The 17,250-nt window shown below is 44.4% G+C and carries 17 protein-coding genes; 11 read left to right on the top strand and 6 right to left on the bottom strand.

Annotated features, from left to right (window positions below; genetic code table 11):
- The 3 genes from A3766_RS15660 to folX all read right to left on the bottom strand — a co-directional run.
- A partial coding sequence (locus A3766_RS15660; protein ID WP_068642477.1) for an FKBP-type peptidyl-prolyl cis-trans isomerase N-terminal domain-containing protein occupies positions 1–415 on the bottom strand: 415 nt, incomplete at its 3' end.
- A 126-nt stretch (positions 416–541) separates the two neighbouring features.
- Positions 542–1,258 (bottom strand): dihydromonapterin reductase, encoded by a 717-nt coding sequence (gene folM / locus A3766_RS15655; RefSeq protein ID WP_068514591.1) that lies wholly within the window; start codon positions 1,256–1,258, stop codon positions 542–544.
- 6 nt (positions 1,259–1,264) lie between these two features.
- Positions 1,265–1,633 (bottom strand): dihydroneopterin triphosphate 2'-epimerase, encoded by a 369-nt coding sequence (gene folX, locus A3766_RS15650; protein ID WP_068514588.1) that lies wholly within the window; start codon positions 1,631–1,633, stop codon positions 1,265–1,267.
- Positions 1,634–1,848: 215 nt separating this feature from the next.
- On the opposite strand from folX, the gene A3766_RS15645 reads away from it, so the two are divergent.
- The 8 genes from A3766_RS15645 to A3766_RS15610 all read left to right on the top strand — a co-directional run bounded on the left by A3766_RS15645 (position 1,849) and on the right by A3766_RS15610 (position 10,527).
- On the top strand, positions 1,849–3,087 hold the full coding sequence (locus A3766_RS15645) for an HD-GYP domain-containing protein (RefSeq protein WP_068634312.1): 1,239 nt from the start codon (positions 1,849–1,851) through the stop codon (positions 3,085–3,087).
- A 134-nt stretch (positions 3,088–3,221) separates the two neighbouring features.
- Positions 3,222–3,932, top strand: coding sequence for a GspH/FimT family pseudopilin (locus A3766_RS15640; protein WP_156494858.1), 711 nt, complete (start codon positions 3,222–3,224; stop codon positions 3,930–3,932).
- Positions 3,917–4,468, top strand: a complete 552-nt coding sequence (pilV, locus tag A3766_RS15635) for a type IV pilus modification protein PilV (protein ID WP_068634310.1) — start codon at positions 3,917–3,919, stop codon at positions 4,466–4,468. Before A3766_RS15640 ends, pilV begins: the two co-directional genes overlap by 16 nt.
- Positions 4,469–4,482: 14 nt before the next feature.
- Entirely contained in the window at positions 4,483–5,646 is a 1,164-nt protein-coding gene (locus A3766_RS15630; RefSeq protein ID WP_082907133.1) for a PilW family protein, read from the top strand.
- A gap of 19 nt (positions 5,647–5,665) precedes the next feature.
- Positions 5,666–6,148 carry a PilX N-terminal domain-containing pilus assembly protein gene (locus A3766_RS15625; protein ID WP_068634309.1) on the top strand — a complete coding sequence of 161 codons (483 nt, stop codon included), beginning with the start codon at positions 5,666–5,668 and terminating at the stop codon, positions 6,146–6,148.
- Positions 6,108–6,614: a hypothetical protein gene (locus tag A3766_RS15620; protein ID WP_197475992.1), complete on the top strand. Its 507-nt coding sequence runs from the start codon at positions 6,108–6,110 to the stop codon at positions 6,612–6,614. The genes A3766_RS15625 and A3766_RS15620 overlap by 41 nt, the downstream gene beginning before the upstream one ends.
- Positions 6,611–10,060, top strand: a complete 3,450-nt coding sequence (locus tag A3766_RS15615; RefSeq protein WP_068642475.1) for a pilus assembly protein — start codon at positions 6,611–6,613, stop codon at positions 10,058–10,060. Before A3766_RS15620 ends, A3766_RS15615 begins: the two co-directional genes overlap by 4 nt.
- The gene (locus A3766_RS15610; protein WP_068634306.1) at positions 10,060–10,527 is read left to right on the top strand and encodes a type IV pilin protein; all 468 of its coding nucleotides are present in this window, start codon (positions 10,060–10,062) and stop codon (positions 10,525–10,527) included. The genes A3766_RS15615 and A3766_RS15610 overlap by 1 nt, the downstream gene beginning before the upstream one ends.
- A gap of 64 nt (positions 10,528–10,591) precedes the next feature.
- Here the strand turns inward: A3766_RS15610 and A3766_RS15605 are convergent, their stop codons facing one another.
- Positions 10,592–11,050 (bottom strand): DUF1499 domain-containing protein, encoded by a 459-nt coding sequence (locus A3766_RS15605; protein WP_082865110.1) that lies wholly within the window; start codon positions 11,048–11,050, stop codon positions 10,592–10,594.
- A gap of 107 nt (positions 11,051–11,157) precedes the next feature.
- Positions 11,158–12,111 (bottom strand): hypothetical protein, encoded by a 954-nt coding sequence (locus A3766_RS15600; protein ID WP_068506619.1) that lies wholly within the window; start codon positions 12,109–12,111, stop codon positions 11,158–11,160.
- A gap of 287 nt (positions 12,112–12,398) precedes the next feature.
- On the opposite strand from A3766_RS15600, the gene A3766_RS15595 reads away from it, so the two are divergent.
- Genes A3766_RS15595 through A3766_RS15585 form a run of 3 tightly spaced genes read left to right on the top strand, consistent with a single transcriptional unit; the run spans position 12,399 to position 14,757 of the window.
- Positions 12,399–13,058 (top strand): alpha/beta hydrolase, encoded by a 660-nt coding sequence (locus A3766_RS15595; RefSeq protein ID WP_068513036.1) that lies wholly within the window; start codon positions 12,399–12,401, stop codon positions 13,056–13,058.
- 25 nt (positions 13,059–13,083) lie between these two features.
- Positions 13,084–14,337, top strand: a complete 1,254-nt coding sequence (locus A3766_RS15590) for a glutathione S-transferase family protein (protein ID WP_068553057.1) — start codon at positions 13,084–13,086, stop codon at positions 14,335–14,337.
- Between the two features lie 42 nt (positions 14,338–14,379).
- On the top strand, positions 14,380–14,757 hold the full coding sequence (locus tag A3766_RS15585) for a hypothetical protein (protein ID WP_068553059.1): 378 nt from the start codon (positions 14,380–14,382) through the stop codon (positions 14,755–14,757).
- A 10-nt stretch (positions 14,758–14,767) separates the two neighbouring features.
- Here the strand turns inward: A3766_RS15585 and rep are convergent, their stop codons facing one another.
- Positions 14,768–16,783 carry a DNA helicase Rep gene (rep, locus tag A3766_RS15580; RefSeq protein ID WP_068553061.1) on the bottom strand — a complete coding sequence of 672 codons (2,016 nt, stop codon included), beginning with the start codon at positions 16,781–16,783 and terminating at the stop codon, positions 14,768–14,770.
- Between the last annotated feature and the right edge of the window lie 467 nt (positions 16,784–17,250).

Here is a 17,250-nt window from a genome sequence, read left to right as displayed (position 1 = left end):
AGCTATCAAACTGCTTACCGTCGATCAAGGTACCACGATAGTGAGTGCTTACAACACTTTCAGCTGTTGGTATATCACCTTCACCGGCAGTGATTACTTCGTACTGAAGACCGGACTCTAGAACCGTCACTTCATCACGCTTAGCATTCTCTGCCAAGAAAGCTTCACCTTCACCCGCAAACTTCTTAGCTTGCTCTTGCTTCTCTGCTTCAACCTGAGTCTGAATCACTTGAAACGCCGCATTAATTTCTTCGCCAGGAATCTGTGGCCCCTTGCCAGAAAATGCGTCATTGATGCCAGCAATAGCAGCTTCTAATGACAGTCCGTTAAAGACGTTAGCTAATTGTTGGCCCATTTGAAGACCAACACCATATGATGCTTTCGCCTCATTTGTGGATAAATCTAAATCCGACATAGTGATTCCTGTAAATTCGTAAGATTAATAAGTTTTGATCAAAACAATGTTTGATTGCACAAAGATATAAGGACGTTTTTATCTAATAAAAGGGGGCAATTGAATTATTTTTGAACAGGCCACGCTTTATTTTAAATGCCGCCCACCATCGAGTTCTATACTTCGGCCTGTCATGTACTCACTTTGCAGCAAGTAGTGAATTGCGCGTAGGATTTCTTGAACGCCCCCTTCCCTCGCCATAACAGATTTGCTAAGCGCCTTTTCTTTATAGGCTTGTGTATCTTGCGCATTAAATATAATTAGCGCCGGCGCGATTGAATTAACAGTCACCTCTGGTGCTAGTTTTGCAGCATAAGACAAGACGAGATTCTCGGCAGCAGCCTTACTTGCCGCGTAAGCAATATGTTTTTTACTTCCGGTAGCTGCAACATAGTCGGTAATATGAATGATATCGGCAATGCCATCCGGGTAGGCCCTGAGCAAGGGCTCAAGTGCCAGATTCAAGTGATAAGGAATATTGACATGCACATTCATCATTTGTTGGATAGTGCTTAAATCATCTTCCCGATTTTTGCTATCGGGCAACCAATCAGAGGCATTATGGATAATTGCTCTTAACGATGTATGTTTTGCACTTACTGCATCAATCAACTGACTCACCTGCTCAGGGTATTGAAAGTCACACTGATATAACTCAGCTCCCATATCCTTCAGCTTCACCAATTCCGGGTAGCTAGTTCGATAGGTACCGATCACATGATACCCTTTGGCCAAACAATCAAGCGCCAGCGCCAAGCCAATGCGCCTGCCTACACCAGTGATCAAAACAGGTGACTTACTCATAAAACACTACTCCGGCTTCCTATATTCGAGACTGAGAGAAACTGAATCAGCAAAACGTAGCGCGTGAGGTTTATCAATTCGTACTTTCGCATAGCTCACCCAAGAGTGCTCACTGCAAAGACCCAACACGTCTGACACCAGTTTTTCCAATAATAGAAAGCGACCATCCTCAACATGCTTAATAATGCTTTTTGCAATGTGTTTATAGTTCAAGGCATCTTCAACACTATCTTCCAGGCACAGTTTATTTGCAGGATAATGTACTTCCACATTAATAATAATATCTTGTTGCTTTTCCTGTTCCTCAGGATTGAACCCAATATAAGTTCGAAGTCGCAAATTTGTAATATTGATAATCGCGTTATTAACAACCATTAAAAACAGCCTTATATTTCTTATTCCAACCCACCGAGCTTAGACCTAAATCGAAGCAGCGTAAATATCTGGGGATGATATAAACAGAATTTTCAATGCTAAGCTCAATACATCCAAATTGGTCAGATACTATTTTTGCGTCTAAGCTCCATTAAACAGCATAAATAAATTTTTATTCCTAGTAACGTGATTCCTGGTAACTTGCACACTAAGAAATGATTGAATACACACCACCCTCACAAGACAAGACTAAGTCTCTTATCGAAGTAAAGCTCCCTGCTGATTCATTAGAAATAGGCATGCATGTCACTCGTTTAGACAGACCCTGGACTGAAGTACCAGTACTGCTTCAAGGCTTAACTATCGAGACACCAGACCACATCGATTTACTCCGCGAACACTGTGTATTTGTTTATATTGAAATTGAAAAAGAGTTTTGGCTTGAATCAGGTAAAGGCACCGTTGAAGCCAAGGAAGAGAAACAATACCCCGGTTTTCGTGAAGAACTCGAAATCCACGATGAACTACCCAAAGCCAAACTAAGCTATGAAAAAACCAAAGACCATGTCGATGAAGTATTAACAAGCCTGAGCAATGGTGAATCATTTGATATGGATGCTTCGCGTAAAGCGATTCAATCTTGCGTCAGCAGCATTCTAAATAATGCTAACGCCCTACTATGGCTTACACAGGTAAAAGAACAGCACAAGTATACAGCAGAGCATTCGTTGCGCGTCGGTATATTAGCAATTGCCTTCGGGCGTTTCATTGGATTAAAAGAGCACGAGCTAGAAACCATCGGTCTGTGCGGCATGCTACATGATATTGGTAAAACTAAAATACCAGACGACATATTGAACAAACCAGGCCGTCTAACACGCATCGAATATGACATAATGAAACAGCACTCGGTGTATGGCAAAGAACTATTAGACGAACAACAAGGCGTCAACAAACTAATTAAGGATACAGCACACTTTCATCACGAACGTATCGACGGCAAGGGCTACCCAGAAAAACTAAGTGCAGCTTACCTCCATCAGTTTGTACGCATGGTATCAATTGTCGATGTTTATGATGCAATCACAAGTACCCGTTCATACAAAGACGGCTCACCAGCCTTTGATGCTTTAAAAATTCTCTACGCCGAACGAGACAAGCACTTCGACTCCGAGCTGGTTGAAGCGTTTATTCGTATGGTAGGCATTTACCCTCCGGGTACTTTGGTCGAAATGACCAACGGTGAAGTAGGCATCGTCGTATCAGCGAACGCTGACTCTCGTCTGCGCCCTAAAGTTGAACTGGTCATGACAGCCGATAAAAAATTCCGCTCTTCCTACGTAATTAATCTGATTAAAGACCCGATAGACAAGCATGGTAAACCCTATGCTATTAAGGAAGGCATTACGAATGGTACTCACGGTGTAGACGTAAAAGACTATATCTTGCAATAAATTCAGGCGCTTTAAGCAGCCCGAAAATTAGATGTAACGCACAATTTCAATTCCGGAATTACCGTCTATCATTACTATCGACCACTTGTCTCTTTGAGCTTGTTAGTTCTGCTCCTCAACTGTTTAATGACATTATGAAAAAACATATACCCCCAATTACAAATCCGCGTTCGCCGTTAAATAAACGGCTGATGGCGGGCTTTACGCTAGTCGAGTTGATGATTACCATCGTCGTCTTAGGCATCCTATTGGCAATGGGTGCACCAAGCATACAAGAGACGATTGATAAAGCTCGGCTTACATCTCAAACCAATGCCACTCTGGGCATGCTGGCCTACGCTCGTAGTGAAGGGGCTAAACGCCCTGGTACAACCATTACACTCTGCGCGAGCAATAGCATAAACACCGGCGCACCGGCATGTGACACCAACGACTGGGAAAATGGCTGGTTTATTATGTCTGACCTTAACGGCGATCAGGTGTTAGATAACATCAATGAAGATTTAAACGGCGATAATGTACTAGACCCTGGCGAAGACCTAAATGGCAACGGCGTTCTTGATAACGCCGTCGACGAAGTCTTACGAGTTGGCGAAAGGTTAACAGGTGATAACACTCTCCGAACGTTTGGCTTTCCTAATCAAGGCTTTGTTCAGTTTGATTCAAATGGTATCCCCGGTTCCTCAGGCACTTTTGTTTTGTGTGACGAGCGCGGTATCACTGAAGCCAAAGCAATTATTATTAGTGTGATCGGCCACGTCAGGTCAGCGGTAGACGAAGAAGAAACGCCCGATGATATCGTTAACAACCATGAAGGGGTGAATGTAATATGTCCAGCAAGCTAAGCCCCTATGCATCTTCAGCCCAACTATTGCAGCCTCTTTCTCCTAAGCATCAGGGTGGGTTCACTCTGATCGAGATTCTGGTTGCCATTGTTATTTTATCAATTGGTTTGCTGGGTGTTGCTAGCCTGCAAGTTCAGGGCTTACGTAATAACCAAAGTGCCTATCTTCGCTCGCAAGCCTCTCTACTTGTTTATGATATGGCAGACCGTATGAGAACAAACGCTGATGAAGCGATTGCCGGTGCTTATGACGGCTTCGATTCACTTGGCACAGTGCCATCAGACCCGGGCTGTATTAACAGCATCAATGGCTGCAGTGAAGCTAGATTGGCAGACAATGATTTGTTTGAATGGGCACAACGCCTCAATGGCACTGATGAGTCAGCCATTCTTTTACCCGATGCACGGGGCAGAATAATCCGGGGTGACAATAACCTGTTTACCATTGAAATCTCCTGGAATGAAACACAGTGGGATGACGAAACACAAAGCAATCAAGTCTCTAACCAAACCTTTTTGGTTAACCTAGTGTTGTAAGGGAGGAGCACATCATGAATCAATATCCAACAACATTACAGGCACATTCAGGCTTATCAACACTCAAGCGAATGTCTGGTCTCAGCTTAATCGAGCTAATGATTGGCCTAGTCATCAGTTCAATTCTAATGATTGGTGTTTCGAACATTTACTTCAACTCTCGTGAGTCAGATACATTTACCAACGAACTATCACGCATTCAGGAGACAGGTCGCCAAGCCATTGATTTCCTGGCTCGGGACATCCGCATGGCAGGCTATCAAGGGTGTATGGACCCAGCAACAGTTGCGGTCAATATCATTGCCAACAACCCCCCCACCGAAAACTTCTTTAAATCTGCTTTAATCGGCTTTGAGGTCGAAGATAACAATTGGGCAACAGACAACGATATCGATCCGCTTACTGGAGACATTATCCGAAATAATGGCGAATATTTTAGAAATGAAGATTTTGTCGACAATGCCTTGGTAGGTAGTGATGTCATTTCAATTCAGGGAGCCACCGTTGCTAATGCTCAGCTCGTAGGCAACATGACAGCCGCCAATGCAAACATTCAAATTTCTAATAATGATATGGGCTTTGTTCAAGACGACATTGTCGTGATTGCCAGCTGTCAAAACGCAGATATGTTTCGTATTACCAACAACCCTAATGCTGGTGCCAATGTTACGCTTGCTCATGCAATGGGTTCCAATAGCGATAACCGCTTGAGCCAACCTTATACAGATTCCGCTCAAATCATGAGATTTGAGTCAGTCGTCTACTTCGTTGCTGCGACGGGTAGAACCACAGACCGAGGTATACCGATCAACGCGCTATACCGAGCGACAGACACGATGAGTAATACGGCCAACCCTAATTTTACCGTAGAAGAACTTATTTCGGGTGTCGACAATATGCAGGTTCTTTATGGCGAGCGCCTAGTAAATGGCAACCTTCGTTATGTCACAGCCGATGAAGTTGACGACATGCAATTAGTCGAGAGCGTTCAACTCGGCCTGCTTATTAGCGGAAAACGAGAGGTGCTGCTCACTAATGATGAAGCCTCTTATCTATTGCCCGGCGAGACAATTCAATCCAGCACATCTGATGCAGAGGTTATCTATGACTCAGATCGACGTTTACGCCGTGAGTTCAGTACAACAATCAACTTACGTAATCGACGTACTACAATTTAGATCAGGTGGTATTTGAAGTATGAAAACCAGAACTCATCAAACCCTTAATAACATACCACGCCAGCAAGGTGCGGCACTCGTTATTAGTTTAATCATACTAATCGTTATGACGCTAGTCGGCGTATCTTCCATGAGCACATCACTGGTACAAGAAAAAATGGCTGCGAATGCTCAAAATACTAATATCACCTTTCAAGCTGCTGAAAGTTCAGTTGGTGGCCTGCTGCTAGATCTCACCAACAATCAGGATGCTCTTACCGATACGATGGGCGAGCCAGGCACTCGTGGAGAAATTACTAGCTATGATATTGAAGCCATTGATGTCAGCGCTGATTATCAGGTGACCTATTTAGGTGAAGTTATACTCAGCAGCGGCAGCTCATTAGATGCCGACGAAGGTTCTACAGACGTCAAAGCCCAACGTTTTGATGTCGCTGCAACAGGCAGGCTGGAATCAACGAATGCACAAACAGTACTTCGACAGGGTATTGAGTACTATTAAGTTATTACGAATAGAACGAATTACACGAGAAACCAATATTGATGACCCTCATCTGCAACGAGGCCATCAGGAGGCAACAATGAAAAAAACATATCGACTCACTTTATCTCTATTGATTGGCCTGCTCTTTAGTAGTTTGGCCTACAGCGATGCAAAGAATAATATTGGTGAAGATCGTGACCCGCCAACCCCCTTAGAGCATGTCACATTAGGTTATGAAACAGAATCTATTGAACTTAATCGGGGGCTGAATGGCAAAGTACATAGTATTGAAGCCCGCGAGTGCCCGACTTGCGCGCTAAATAAGTATAAAGTGACCGCTGCTAGCAAAGCCTATATCAGCTCACAAGCCGTACCCTTTGATGAGTTAACTAAATACAACGGAAAAAGCGGTGCAGTCAGTTACTATCCGGAAACAAACGAACTCCATCATCTTCGCTATTTCAATTTGGAGGCGACAAAATGAAAACCATCAGTTCTAAATTCAGCCACGGTATCGCCTCTTGCATCATCACCTTACTCTCTGCCAATTGTGCCCACGCAGATGATACCGAAATACTATTTGAATCCAGCGCTTCAAATGAACTAACGCCTAACGTGCTGTTTATTCTTGATAACTCAGGCAGTATGGCAAGTACAGTTAAGACTGAAACACCCTATGATAATAGTGTTAACTATACTCAAAAAGCCATAGACGATGGCAAGAGCGCGTACTCAGATACGTATATCTATGTCTACAACAGCTATTATAGATATAAAGGGCGAATTTTAAGTAGCCAGAACCATTGCCAAACGATGGTTGATAAGTTGGCAGCATCGGGCCAATACACATCGGCTAAAACAGCAGGCTTCAAGAAGAGCAGTAACTCCTGGAAAAGTTTGTTTGGCAACTCTAGTGGTGCGCAATGGGTCAGCGGGGGCTGGCAAAACTCGAATGTTATCGAGTGTAAAGACGACCGTGGCGAACACGGGAAAAACGGTACCACCGGCAACACTTATGCTCGCAACAATAATTCCATGTGGACGAGTAACAAATCAAAAGAAGTTAGTTGGGGAGGTTACAGAACATACGACTTCTTTTCAGCAAACTATCAAAACTGGTACAAGTACTACCGAGAGCCGGTTTCACAGTCTCGAATATCGATCATGAAGAACGTTATTACCAACCTCGTTAATAGTACCTCCGGTATCAATATTGGCTTAATGAGTTTCAATACTGACCAAGGCGGTAAACAAGGCGGGCGCGTAACAACTCCGATCGGCTACATCGAGGACAATCGTACCGCCTTTAACGCGGATTTAAAGAGCTTATCTCCTGATACATGGACTCCGCTTTCAGAAACCTTATTTGAAGCCTCTCGTTACTATTCAGGTGGCAGTGTATTCTTGGGCAGGGGCAGTGTCGCAGCGTCGAAAGACCCAAGCAGCTCTAGTAAATACAACAGTCCAATCTCTGATGAATGCCAACCCAATAACGTTGTCTTACTTACCGATGGTGAGCCTACCTATGACGCTTATAATTCAGGTTATAGTGACTCCAATGATACTGCATCACGCTCTGTAATACAGAAGACTGTTGGCTCATGTTCCGGCAACTGCCTAGATGAAATATCTCGTTATATGAACGAAAACGATATTAGCAACGAGTACGACGGCGAACAAACAGTGACGACCTATACGATTGGTTTTGAGCTGGACGATGATCTATTACGTCGTACCGCAGAAGGTACCGACTCACACGCCGGTGGTGGCGGTAAGTATTATACTGCCAACGATACCACCGAGTTAGAAAGTGCGATTAAGCAGATTTTCTCTAGCCTTAAGGATATTAGCACCTCCTTTGTTTCTCCTGGCGTCGCTGTGAACACCTTTAACCGCCTTAACCATCGTGATGAGTTATATTTCTCGGTATTCAAACCTGAAAGCGGCCCACGCTGGACAGGGAACTTGAAACGCTACCGGCTGGGTTCTGACGGTATTGTCTATGACCTAAAAGATCGCGCCGCGATTGATGAAGAAACAGGTTTTTTTAAAGGTCGTAGCAATACAGAAACCGACCCCGGTGCATGGAGCTGGTGGTCAAAAGAGATCGATGCAAACGATATTCAACTCGGGGGTGCAGCAGAAAACTTGCCCAATAACGAAGCCGACCGCAATATGTTCACTTATTTGGGCGGTTCCAAAAACCTAACAAGCGCTGAGAACAAAATATCTTCTGACAATACAGCCATAACCAAAGACATGCTAAATATCAGCTCAGCCACTGATGCAGAACGTCAACAGCTACTCAACTGGGTTCGCGACCTAGATGTATTTGACTCGGATGGTGATGGTAGTCAAACTGATACTCGCCACCGTTTAGCCGACCCTTTGCATTCATCTCCCGTTGTTGTCATTTACGGGGGTAGCGATGATGACCCTGATACGACTATATTTTTTGGCGATAACCAAGGCTTCCTTCATGCTATCAATGGTCGCTCGGGCACGAGCAGCACTTATGGTCAAGGTGAAGGGGAAGAATACTTTGCCTTTATGCCTGACGAGCTACTAAGCAACCAAGCAGAGCTGATGGAAAATTCTCAGTCTGTTTCTCATATCTATGGGCTAGATGGTTCGGTATCCGTTTGGTCACACGACAGCAATAACGACCTCGACCTTTACGATGCCGATGACTTTGTCTATGTGTACACGGGCATGCGTAGAGGCGGCAGTAATTATTATGCGCTTGACGCTTCTGATCGTAACTCTCCACAATTCCTATGGGAAATCAAAGGCGGCCCGGGTGGCACAAATGGCTACGAAGAATTAGGCCAGACTTGGTCTAAACCCGTGAAAACAAAAATTAAGATGGGCAATAATATTCGCGAAGTCTTAATTTTTGGCGGTGGCTACGACACCAATCAAGATACAAACACTACACGCTCTACTGACTCTATCGGCCGTGCAGTATATATCGTGGATGCAGAAACAGGCGATAAGATATGGAGTGCGACAGGCTCTAACTTCAGCGACATGCAATACAGTATTCCCTCTAATGTAAAAGCAATTGATGTGAATGGTGATAAAATTGCCGACCAAATTTATGTCGGAGATATGGGCGGTCAGCTCTGGCGCTTTGATATCGACAACGAAAACAGCAGTACGAATTCACTGACCGTAAATGGTGGCGTTATCGCACGCTTGTCTGGCACCGATACTGCAAACAATAGACGTTTTTACCACACACCCGATGTATCTATTCTTCGAAATGATGGTCAAGTCAACCTAGCGATTGTGATTGGTTCTGGCTGGCAGGCGCACCCTTTGGACACCAATGTGGTAGACCGTTTATATCTAATCAAGAGCTCTGATGTCTTTGAGCCACCAACGAATGAAGATGGCGCTATCACTTATACCACGCTCACTGAAGAAGATCTTTATGATGCAACTGAAAACCACCTAGGTGATGTTAGCGCACAAAATACAAAAGACGAACAAGAAGCCGCTTATAAAGAGTACTTTGGTTATGATGACGGTGAAGGAAATGTTGTTCCACCAAAAGAAGGCTGGTTTATACGCTTAACACGCTCTGGTGAAAAGGTCTTAGCGCCAACGCTAACGGTTGACGGCGATGTTTACTACACCACTTACGAACCCAAGCCCAATAAATCGGGCTGTACCTTTAACCCCGGTATTTCTCGTCTATTTCATGTAGCGTTATTAGATGCAACACCGGTCAAAAACTATGATGGCATTGGCTTGGATACAGAGTTGACGGTTCCCGATAGAGAAGTGAAAATTCTGCAAATACCTGCACCACCTAAGAGGCTATGCATAGATAATAAATGTACTATATGTACAGGTTTGGAGAACTGTGAACCACCCGAAGGTGAACGACCTATTATTAAAACCTATTGGGTTCAAGAGGAGTAATGATGAATAATTACAGCTCAATATATAAGAGCCAACGTGGCTTCACTTTAGTGGAGCTACTAGTAGTCGTCGCTATTGTCGCAATCATTAGTGCTATCGCTATTCCGGCTTATCAAGACTATGTCATCGATGCCAGAAGAAGTGATGCGAAAACTGCGCTCGTTGCATTTGCCTCGGCAATGGATAAACACTCGACACAAACAAACTCCTATCTGGGGGCAGCACAAGGTGGTGATACAGGCTCCCCAGCTATTTTTTCAACAACGGCACCTCTAGGCAGCAGTGCAGTGTTCTACAACCTAAGCATCACCGCGGCGACAGGGAGCACTTATACCTTGCGTGCAACGCCTACTAACGCTCAATCAGGCGATGGCTTTTTAGAATATAACTCCCTAGGCCAAAAAAGCTGGGACGAGGATAATAGCGGCGCGATCGGTGCAAATGAGTTTGACTGGGATAAGAACTAAACGATAGATACGCCGTTCAATAAGGCCTATCAGCTTTCCGCTGACAGGCCTTTTTTAATTTCGCTTATTGACTCAATACAGACAGTCGCCTAGCAAAGTCCTCATATCGCTTCCGGTTAACACCTAAGTCTGAATACCCCACCCTACTCGCTGAACGAAAGTGAATTAGCTTCTGCTCATCATCCAGATAAACCTCCACATCGTCTTTGAAACGCATCAGCGGACTGGTAAAAACGGCATACAAATAGTGATCACTTTGCTGAAGAATTTTTGCCCCCGGCATAGCGTCTATGACATTTTGAACCTTCTGCATCTGCTGCTTTGCTTCTATATCGAAGGCAATCGATTTTACCTGCTTATCAGGCTTATCGGTTTGAGTTGATACGCTATTAGGCCGACTTCCCAAGGGCTTCAGCTCACCATTTTGAACACCTAATTTAGGTGCTGTATTGTTCTCAATTACTCGCATTGTGATGACTCCAGCCAGTATAAAAAATATCAGTAGATAAATAACTTTCTTCATTGTCTTATCCTCTAGTTATGCAAGTATATTGCGCACAATCTATTTATTCAAGCCACAAAAAAGGCCGCATTAATGCAGCCCTATTATTCACCTAATAGTCTAGGTAATTACTTACTCAACTTACGGTAAGTTGCCACAACACGGTCCAGATTTTCCAGAGAGGTATCACTATGGAAAGTATCACTTGTAGGTTTCTTGCCAGGGAAGAAGCCTAGGTAAATATCCAGCTTACTCGCATTTGCCAGTTTATCTAGCCACTCACCTTCAACAATTCCAATATTATTCTCAGCTATTCGCGTAAAAGGAATCAAGTCACCTCCGTCGATACGAATACCTAAATTCTTTGCTTCGCTGGCAATATCAGAAGAACTGTTAATGTGAATCTCATTTTCTTTAAAGGTTAGCCAAATTTGAGACATATAACCTTCTTTACCCATCTCCCAAGTTGGCGTGCTAATAACAAGCCCTTGAGTTAATGCTGTATCACCCTGCTTTAACACCCAAATATCATAGTTTGCAGGAAGGTCTTTCTCGCTAATTGCTAAGGGCTTAACAGAGCCTTTCTTTTGCACAACAGGCGCTTTAACAACATCTTTTTTAGCTTCCTCTACCTTCGCAGCTACTTTTTTAACCTCAGCTTTAGCTGGCTCTTTTTCTACTGCTACCTTCACACCCTTGTCTGCTACCGCTGTAACGGCCTTCTGCGTTACTTCTGCGACAACTTCCTTAACTGTAGGCTTCACCTCTTTGCTGACCGGCTGTTCAGTCTTAGCACCTGGTTCAACCACAGGAGCTTTAAGGCTTTTCATCATTTCATCAGCTTTAGCAGCATTTTCTTTCTCGTTCCTAGCTAGCTCCTCTTGGCTTGGCTGTACTTCCGCCACACTAAGCTCAGCCGAGCTATCAGACATCGCACTATTGTCCTTCTTATCAACTGAAGCACAGCCAGCAGCTAAACTGATGACTAAACCAGCTCCCACCAAAGATAGGCTGCGATTCAAGTTTGAAAGATTTGTTTTTGCTGCATTCAGCATTTGAAATGTATTGAGTTCGGGTTTCATTTTTTCTTCCTAAAACAAGCAACAGAGCGCCTTGCACTTTTCGTCATAACTACAACATTTGCCACTTATGCCACCATAAGCACCAATAATTTACTCAAGATCAGGAAAGGCTTTAATTCAGTGTAGACATAATTCTCGCTTTGCCAGCTTTACAAGCAAGGTATAAGGTTAAACAATGTCAAATACGCAGGTTTATCATTAATTTTGTCCACTGCGTCACACGAGTTACCCATACTACCTATTAAAACTATCTTTTTCACCTATTGGATAATTAAGGATTTCATCACATGCCCCTATTAGACTGTATTGAGCGACAAACTGCTGACACGGTATCAGCAAGTATTATTTGGCTGCACGGCCTCGGGGCAAATGGAAACGACTTTGTACCTATCGTCGAGGAATTAGCGCTACCGGAAGGCTTAGGTATACGCTTTATATTTCCAAATGCCTCGGAAATCCCCATCACGGTTAATGCTGGCTATATCATGCCCGCCTGGTATGACATTCTTGAACTGACTGAAGAGCGCGTGATAAACCACGAACAATTGCAAAGTTCGGTGAAGAATATCCAAACGCTGATCGATAGGGAAATCGAGCGAGGCATCAAGAGCGAACGAATCATTGTAATGGGCTTTTCGCAGGGTGGAGCCGTGGCCTACCATGCAGCCTTAACTTACCCCAGCCCCCTTGCAGCACTGGCAGGCTTGTCGACCTATTTTCCACAAGAAGATAGCTTTGATACCGCGCCCGCGAATAGCCAGCTGCCAGTATTAATCTGCCACGGCACTCATGACCCAATGGTCGTGGAAAGGCAAGGTAAAAAAGCGGCGGCGATTCTTGAAGCGCGAGGCCACACAGTGCAATATCTAAACTACCCGATGGAACACGAAGTTTGTCTAAGCGAGATACAAGACCTATCGCGTTTCTTTCAGGCTCATTTGATGTAATGCTGTTTTATAGGTTGAGCCCTAAATGAAAAATAAGAATAAAATACAAATCAGTTCTGCAATTATTTGGGGCGTCGAGCTTTCGCCCTTCGTATTAAAGATGCAAGCTTACCTGGAGTACTGTGGCATCCCTTATCGCCGCTTACCCGCGCATGGAAGCTATCTTGAAAATACTCAGACCTTATTACGCCTTGAGTATCAAAAACAGCATAAGCAGATAAGCCGCTATCCTGAAATGGATGCCGACTTAGATGAGTACCCTGCCGTTCCTTTCTTTACTGAAAACGGCAAAGATTTTCAATACGACAGCACAGCCATCGCACACTATCTTGACCAGAAGCCCCCCACTCAGGGAAATAGCCATAGACATCGCTTATTCCCGGAAGACCCTTGTTTGAATTTTATCGCCAGCTTAATCGACGAAGCCTTTGACGAGTTCGGCCTATACATGGTCCATCATATGCGCTGGGTAGGCTCCGCCAAGTCGAACATAATGGGTAAATTACTCGCAAAAGAATTTCGTCACGCTTTGCCGCCAGGCGGCCCCTTACTACTTTCCAGGCGCTTTCCTAAGCGACAGGTGGCACGCTGTCCTTACTTATTTAGTGTCGCGCCAAAGAGCTATCGAAGCGGTGTTTCAAAAGCTCTATCCCCCCCGTATAAAGAAGGTTTTCCTGAAACACATACCTTATTGTTCGAAAGCTGGAAGCAATATCTAAAAGGCATGGAGGAAGTATTAACCCTGCAAAAATTCTTACTCGGTGATCAGTTTACCATTGCCGATGCCAGTGCCTACGGCCAACTCGCTATGAACCTGGTCGACCCAGAAACAAATAAGCTAATGCAAGAACTCGCTCCGCAGACACACGCCTGGCTTGAGATGATCTATAGCGGCAAACATCGCTTACAACAGAAAGAAGGGGAGCTTTATTTTTCAGGGGCACTTAAGCCCTTGCTCAACACCATCATGAGCACCTATGCATCGCTCATGGTTCAAAATAAGCAGGCATATCACCTGGCAAAAGCTCAGGGAGCAACAGAGTTCAACGAACTAGCCTTCAATCAGGGAAAAACACTTTATACAGGAAAGTTACGTGGCTACCCTTTTAAGTCAGTGGTAAAAACCTTTCAACTCAGAACCTGGCAGGAGCTTTGTGAAAAATGGAAGCGTTTAGACCAAAGCGAACAAAATACCATTAAAGCACAGCTAGAACTTTGTGCTCTTTTCGAAACAGAGGATGCTGAATTGAAAGAGACAATTGTTTCGGCAGAGGCTTAAGGGCTATGATAGCTTCATATTTTTCTTCAATAAGGATTCTCAGTGACAGATCAGGCAATTACCCTACAAAACATTTCTGGAAAAACCATTCTGGTAGGCATCACCTATTTTGACCGGTCTGGAGAAGTGCTGGATCAAAAGCAGCTCGCTGGTACTGTTTGCAAAGTCACAGAAGAAGATGGCATCACCGTCCAGGACTTGAAACAAGAAAGTGAATTCACCATCCCTTCTTCACTTCGCCCCTGGTTTATTGCACCACCCGGTGACTATCACGACCCGATTAGTGGTAAGCAGGTACAAAACCCTGACTATCTCGTCACCTGGGATGTCTATAAAACCAAAGAAAGTACGCCGGAAGGCGAACATGAATGGTGGGAATGGCGACCACAGCTCGCCAACCCTAGCGTCGGCCAAAAGTAATCAGTAATATTTACTTGAGGCCATCTAAAAGCGCCGAAAGAGTTTGATTGCCCTTTTTCTGCACAAGCTCTTTATCTTTTTGCTCGCCACCTTCCCAATGCAAGTCATCTTCGGGAATTTCATCTAAAAAGCGACTAGGAATGGTTTCTATTTTCTCGCCATATTGTTTTCGTGCTGCAGCATAAGTCAATGCTAAAGTCCGCTGGGCTCTTGTGATGCCCACATACATCAGGCGGCGCTCTTCTTCGATGTTATCTTCTTCAATGCTGTTTCTATGCGGCAATAATTCTTCTTCAAGCCCCATGATAAAAACATGTGGAAATTCAAGACCTTTCGAGGCATGAAGCGTAAGCATGTGCACCTTATCGCTATCATCCTCTTCTTCTTGTTGCTCCAGCATATCTCGAAGGATCAATTTGGAAACCGCTTCTTCTATACCAATTTCATCCGCTGTGCCTTTATCGGCGTCGATCATATTTTTTAACGAATCAACCAAGTACCAGATATTCTCCATACGTTTCTCAGCCGCTTTTGGCGTATTAGAGTTTTGGTACAGCCATTGATCATACTCAATATCGGTAAACAACTGCTTGATCACAGGTATCGGATCTTCCTGATAACAACGTTCCGTTGTTTTTCGTAACCAATCGCTAAAGCGCCTGACCCGATCCAGCGCCTTACCACTCAACACTTGTTCCAAACCAATTTCACCGACAGCCTGATTCAAACTAATATGTCGCTCAGTCGAATAATTTCCGAGTTTCTCCAAGGTTGAGGGGCCGATCTCTCTGCGTGGTACGTTGACTACCCGAAGAAATGCTGCGTCATCATCAGGGTTAGCAATGAGACGCAAGTAGGCCATGGCATCTTTGATTTCATTCTTGGCAAAGAAGGAGGTACCACCAGACAAGCGATAAGGCACCTGAAAAGCCTGCATCTTGATTTCCAGCAGACGCGCCTGGTGGTTACCACGATAAAGCACAGCGAAGTCTTTAAAGGGGATATCCTTTTTCAACTTAAGATCAAGAATCTCTGCGGCAATTTGTTCTGCCTCTGCATCTTCATGGCGACAACGAATTACACGAATTCGCTCTCCGTCACCCAGCTGGCTCCATAGTGCTTTATCAAACATATGAGGGTTGTTGGCGATCAAGGTATTCGCCGCACGCAAGATCAAACTGGTAGAGCGATAATTCTGCTCCAGCTTAATCAGCTTCAGGCTTGGGAAGTCTTTTTCCAGACGCGCCAGGTTTTCTGGCCTTGCTCCACGCCAGGCATAGATAGACTGGTCATCGTCGCCTACGACTGTCAAAGCATGACGGTCACCCACGATTTGCTTCACCAGCTCGTACTGAGCCATATTAGTATCTTGGTACTCATCAACCAAGAGGTAGCGAATCTTCTGCCGCCACTTGCTTAATATATCCGGATGTTCAGCGAAAAGTTGTACGGGTAAAAGAATCAGATCATCGAAGTCGAGCGCATTATAGGCTTTGAGGTAGCGAGTATAGGTTTCATACACATGTGCCAGGGTGACATCGTCAGGCGTTTGAGCTTGCTGTGCGGCCTGAGCCGGAGTTAGCATGGCATTTTTCCAGTTTGAAATCGCCATCTGAAATTCATTGATTCGGTCGCTATTCTCTTCACCATCTTTCATCATCAGGTCGCGAATCAACGCTTTAGCATCTTCACTGTCGAAAATAGAAAACCCCGGTTTATAGCCAAGCGCCTTATGCTCGGTGCGAATGATATTCAAACCCAGGTTATGGAAAGTCGATACGGTTAAACCACGCGCATCAGGCCCCGAAACCAACTGCCCGACACGCTCTTTCATCTCGCGAGAAGCTTTATTGGTAAAGGTCACCGCAGCAATATGGCGCCCCGGAATACCACAGCTTTTAATCAGGTAGGCAATTTTTCGCGTGATTACACTGGTCTTGCCGCTGCCAGCGCCCGCTAGTACGAGTAAAGGACCACCAACATAATCTACGGCTTCTTGCTGTTTAGGGTTTAACTTATTCGCCACTACTTTCTCTTCTTTCTGTCTATCTCGATAAAAATAAATGGGCTCAGGGCCCGTGACTCTGAGCCCATTTATTTTTCTATTCCATCATTCTTTCACGTCAACTCATTGCTTTCCAGATACATTTTGTCGCTTTGTAGCACTTATTCTAAATAGATATAAATAATGAACACAGTCGTAGCGCCGCAACACTGCCTTTAGTTGTGAAATTGGAACAGATATTTTCGTTGTTTTGTTTCATTTTTTATTTACTGCAGGGGTTTAAATCGCCATGCTCGTCACCATTTAGTGCATTGCTATTTGTTGTTTTTAAGACTGATACCTCTTTACCGCTCGCAAGGATCTTTTACTTTCGCATGAACACCTTATCTACCCAGGCTTCCTCCGCTTCCACGACCACCAAAAAAATTGCAGCCCAAATTGCCAGCGAGCTTTCGGTCAGACCTCAACAAGTCGATGCAACCATTGAA

It is taken from the genome of Oleiphilus sp. HI0132 (assembly GCF_001635845.1).
This window is presented reverse-complemented; position numbering and strand designations above follow the sequence as displayed.

Coding starts and splice junctions, on each gene's coding strand:
- A3766_RS15600 (WP_068506619.1), bottom strand. CDS start 12,111: ATGAAACCCGAACTCAATACATTTCAAATGCTGAATGCAGCAAAAACA.
- A3766_RS15610 (WP_068634306.1), top strand. CDS start 10,060: ATGATGAATAATTACAGCTCAATATATAAGAGCCAACGTGGCTTCACT.
- folM (WP_068514591.1), bottom strand. CDS start 1,258: ATGAGTAAGTCACCTGTTTTGATCACTGGTGTAGGCAGGCGCATTGGC.
- A3766_RS15595 (WP_068513036.1), top strand. CDS start 12,399: ATGCCCCTATTAGACTGTATTGAGCGACAAACTGCTGACACGGTATCA.
- A3766_RS15605 (WP_082865110.1), bottom strand. CDS start 11,050: ATGAAGAAAGTTATTTATCTACTGATATTTTTTATACTGGCTGGAGTC.
- pilV (WP_068634310.1), top strand. CDS start 3,917: ATGTCCAGCAAGCTAAGCCCCTATGCATCTTCAGCCCAACTATTGCAG.
- A3766_RS15630 (WP_082907133.1), top strand. CDS start 4,483: ATGAATCAATATCCAACAACATTACAGGCACATTCAGGCTTATCAACA.
- A3766_RS15620 (WP_197475992.1), top strand. CDS start 6,108: ATGCACAAACAGTACTTCGACAGGGTATTGAGTACTATTAAGTTATTA.
- A3766_RS15640 (WP_156494858.1), top strand. CDS start 3,222: ATGAAAAAACATATACCCCCAATTACAAATCCGCGTTCGCCGTTAAAT.
- A3766_RS15625 (WP_068634309.1), top strand. CDS start 5,666: ATGAAAACCAGAACTCATCAAACCCTTAATAACATACCACGCCAGCAA.
- folX (WP_068514588.1), bottom strand. CDS start 1,633: ATGGTTGTTAATAACGCGATTATCAATATTACAAATTTGCGACTTCGA.
- A3766_RS15645 (WP_068634312.1), top strand. CDS start 1,849: ATGATTGAATACACACCACCCTCACAAGACAAGACTAAGTCTCTTATC.
- A3766_RS15590 (WP_068553057.1), top strand. CDS start 13,084: ATGAAAAATAAGAATAAAATACAAATCAGTTCTGCAATTATTTGGGGC.
- A3766_RS15615 (WP_068642475.1), top strand. CDS start 6,611: ATGAAAACCATCAGTTCTAAATTCAGCCACGGTATCGCCTCTTGCATC.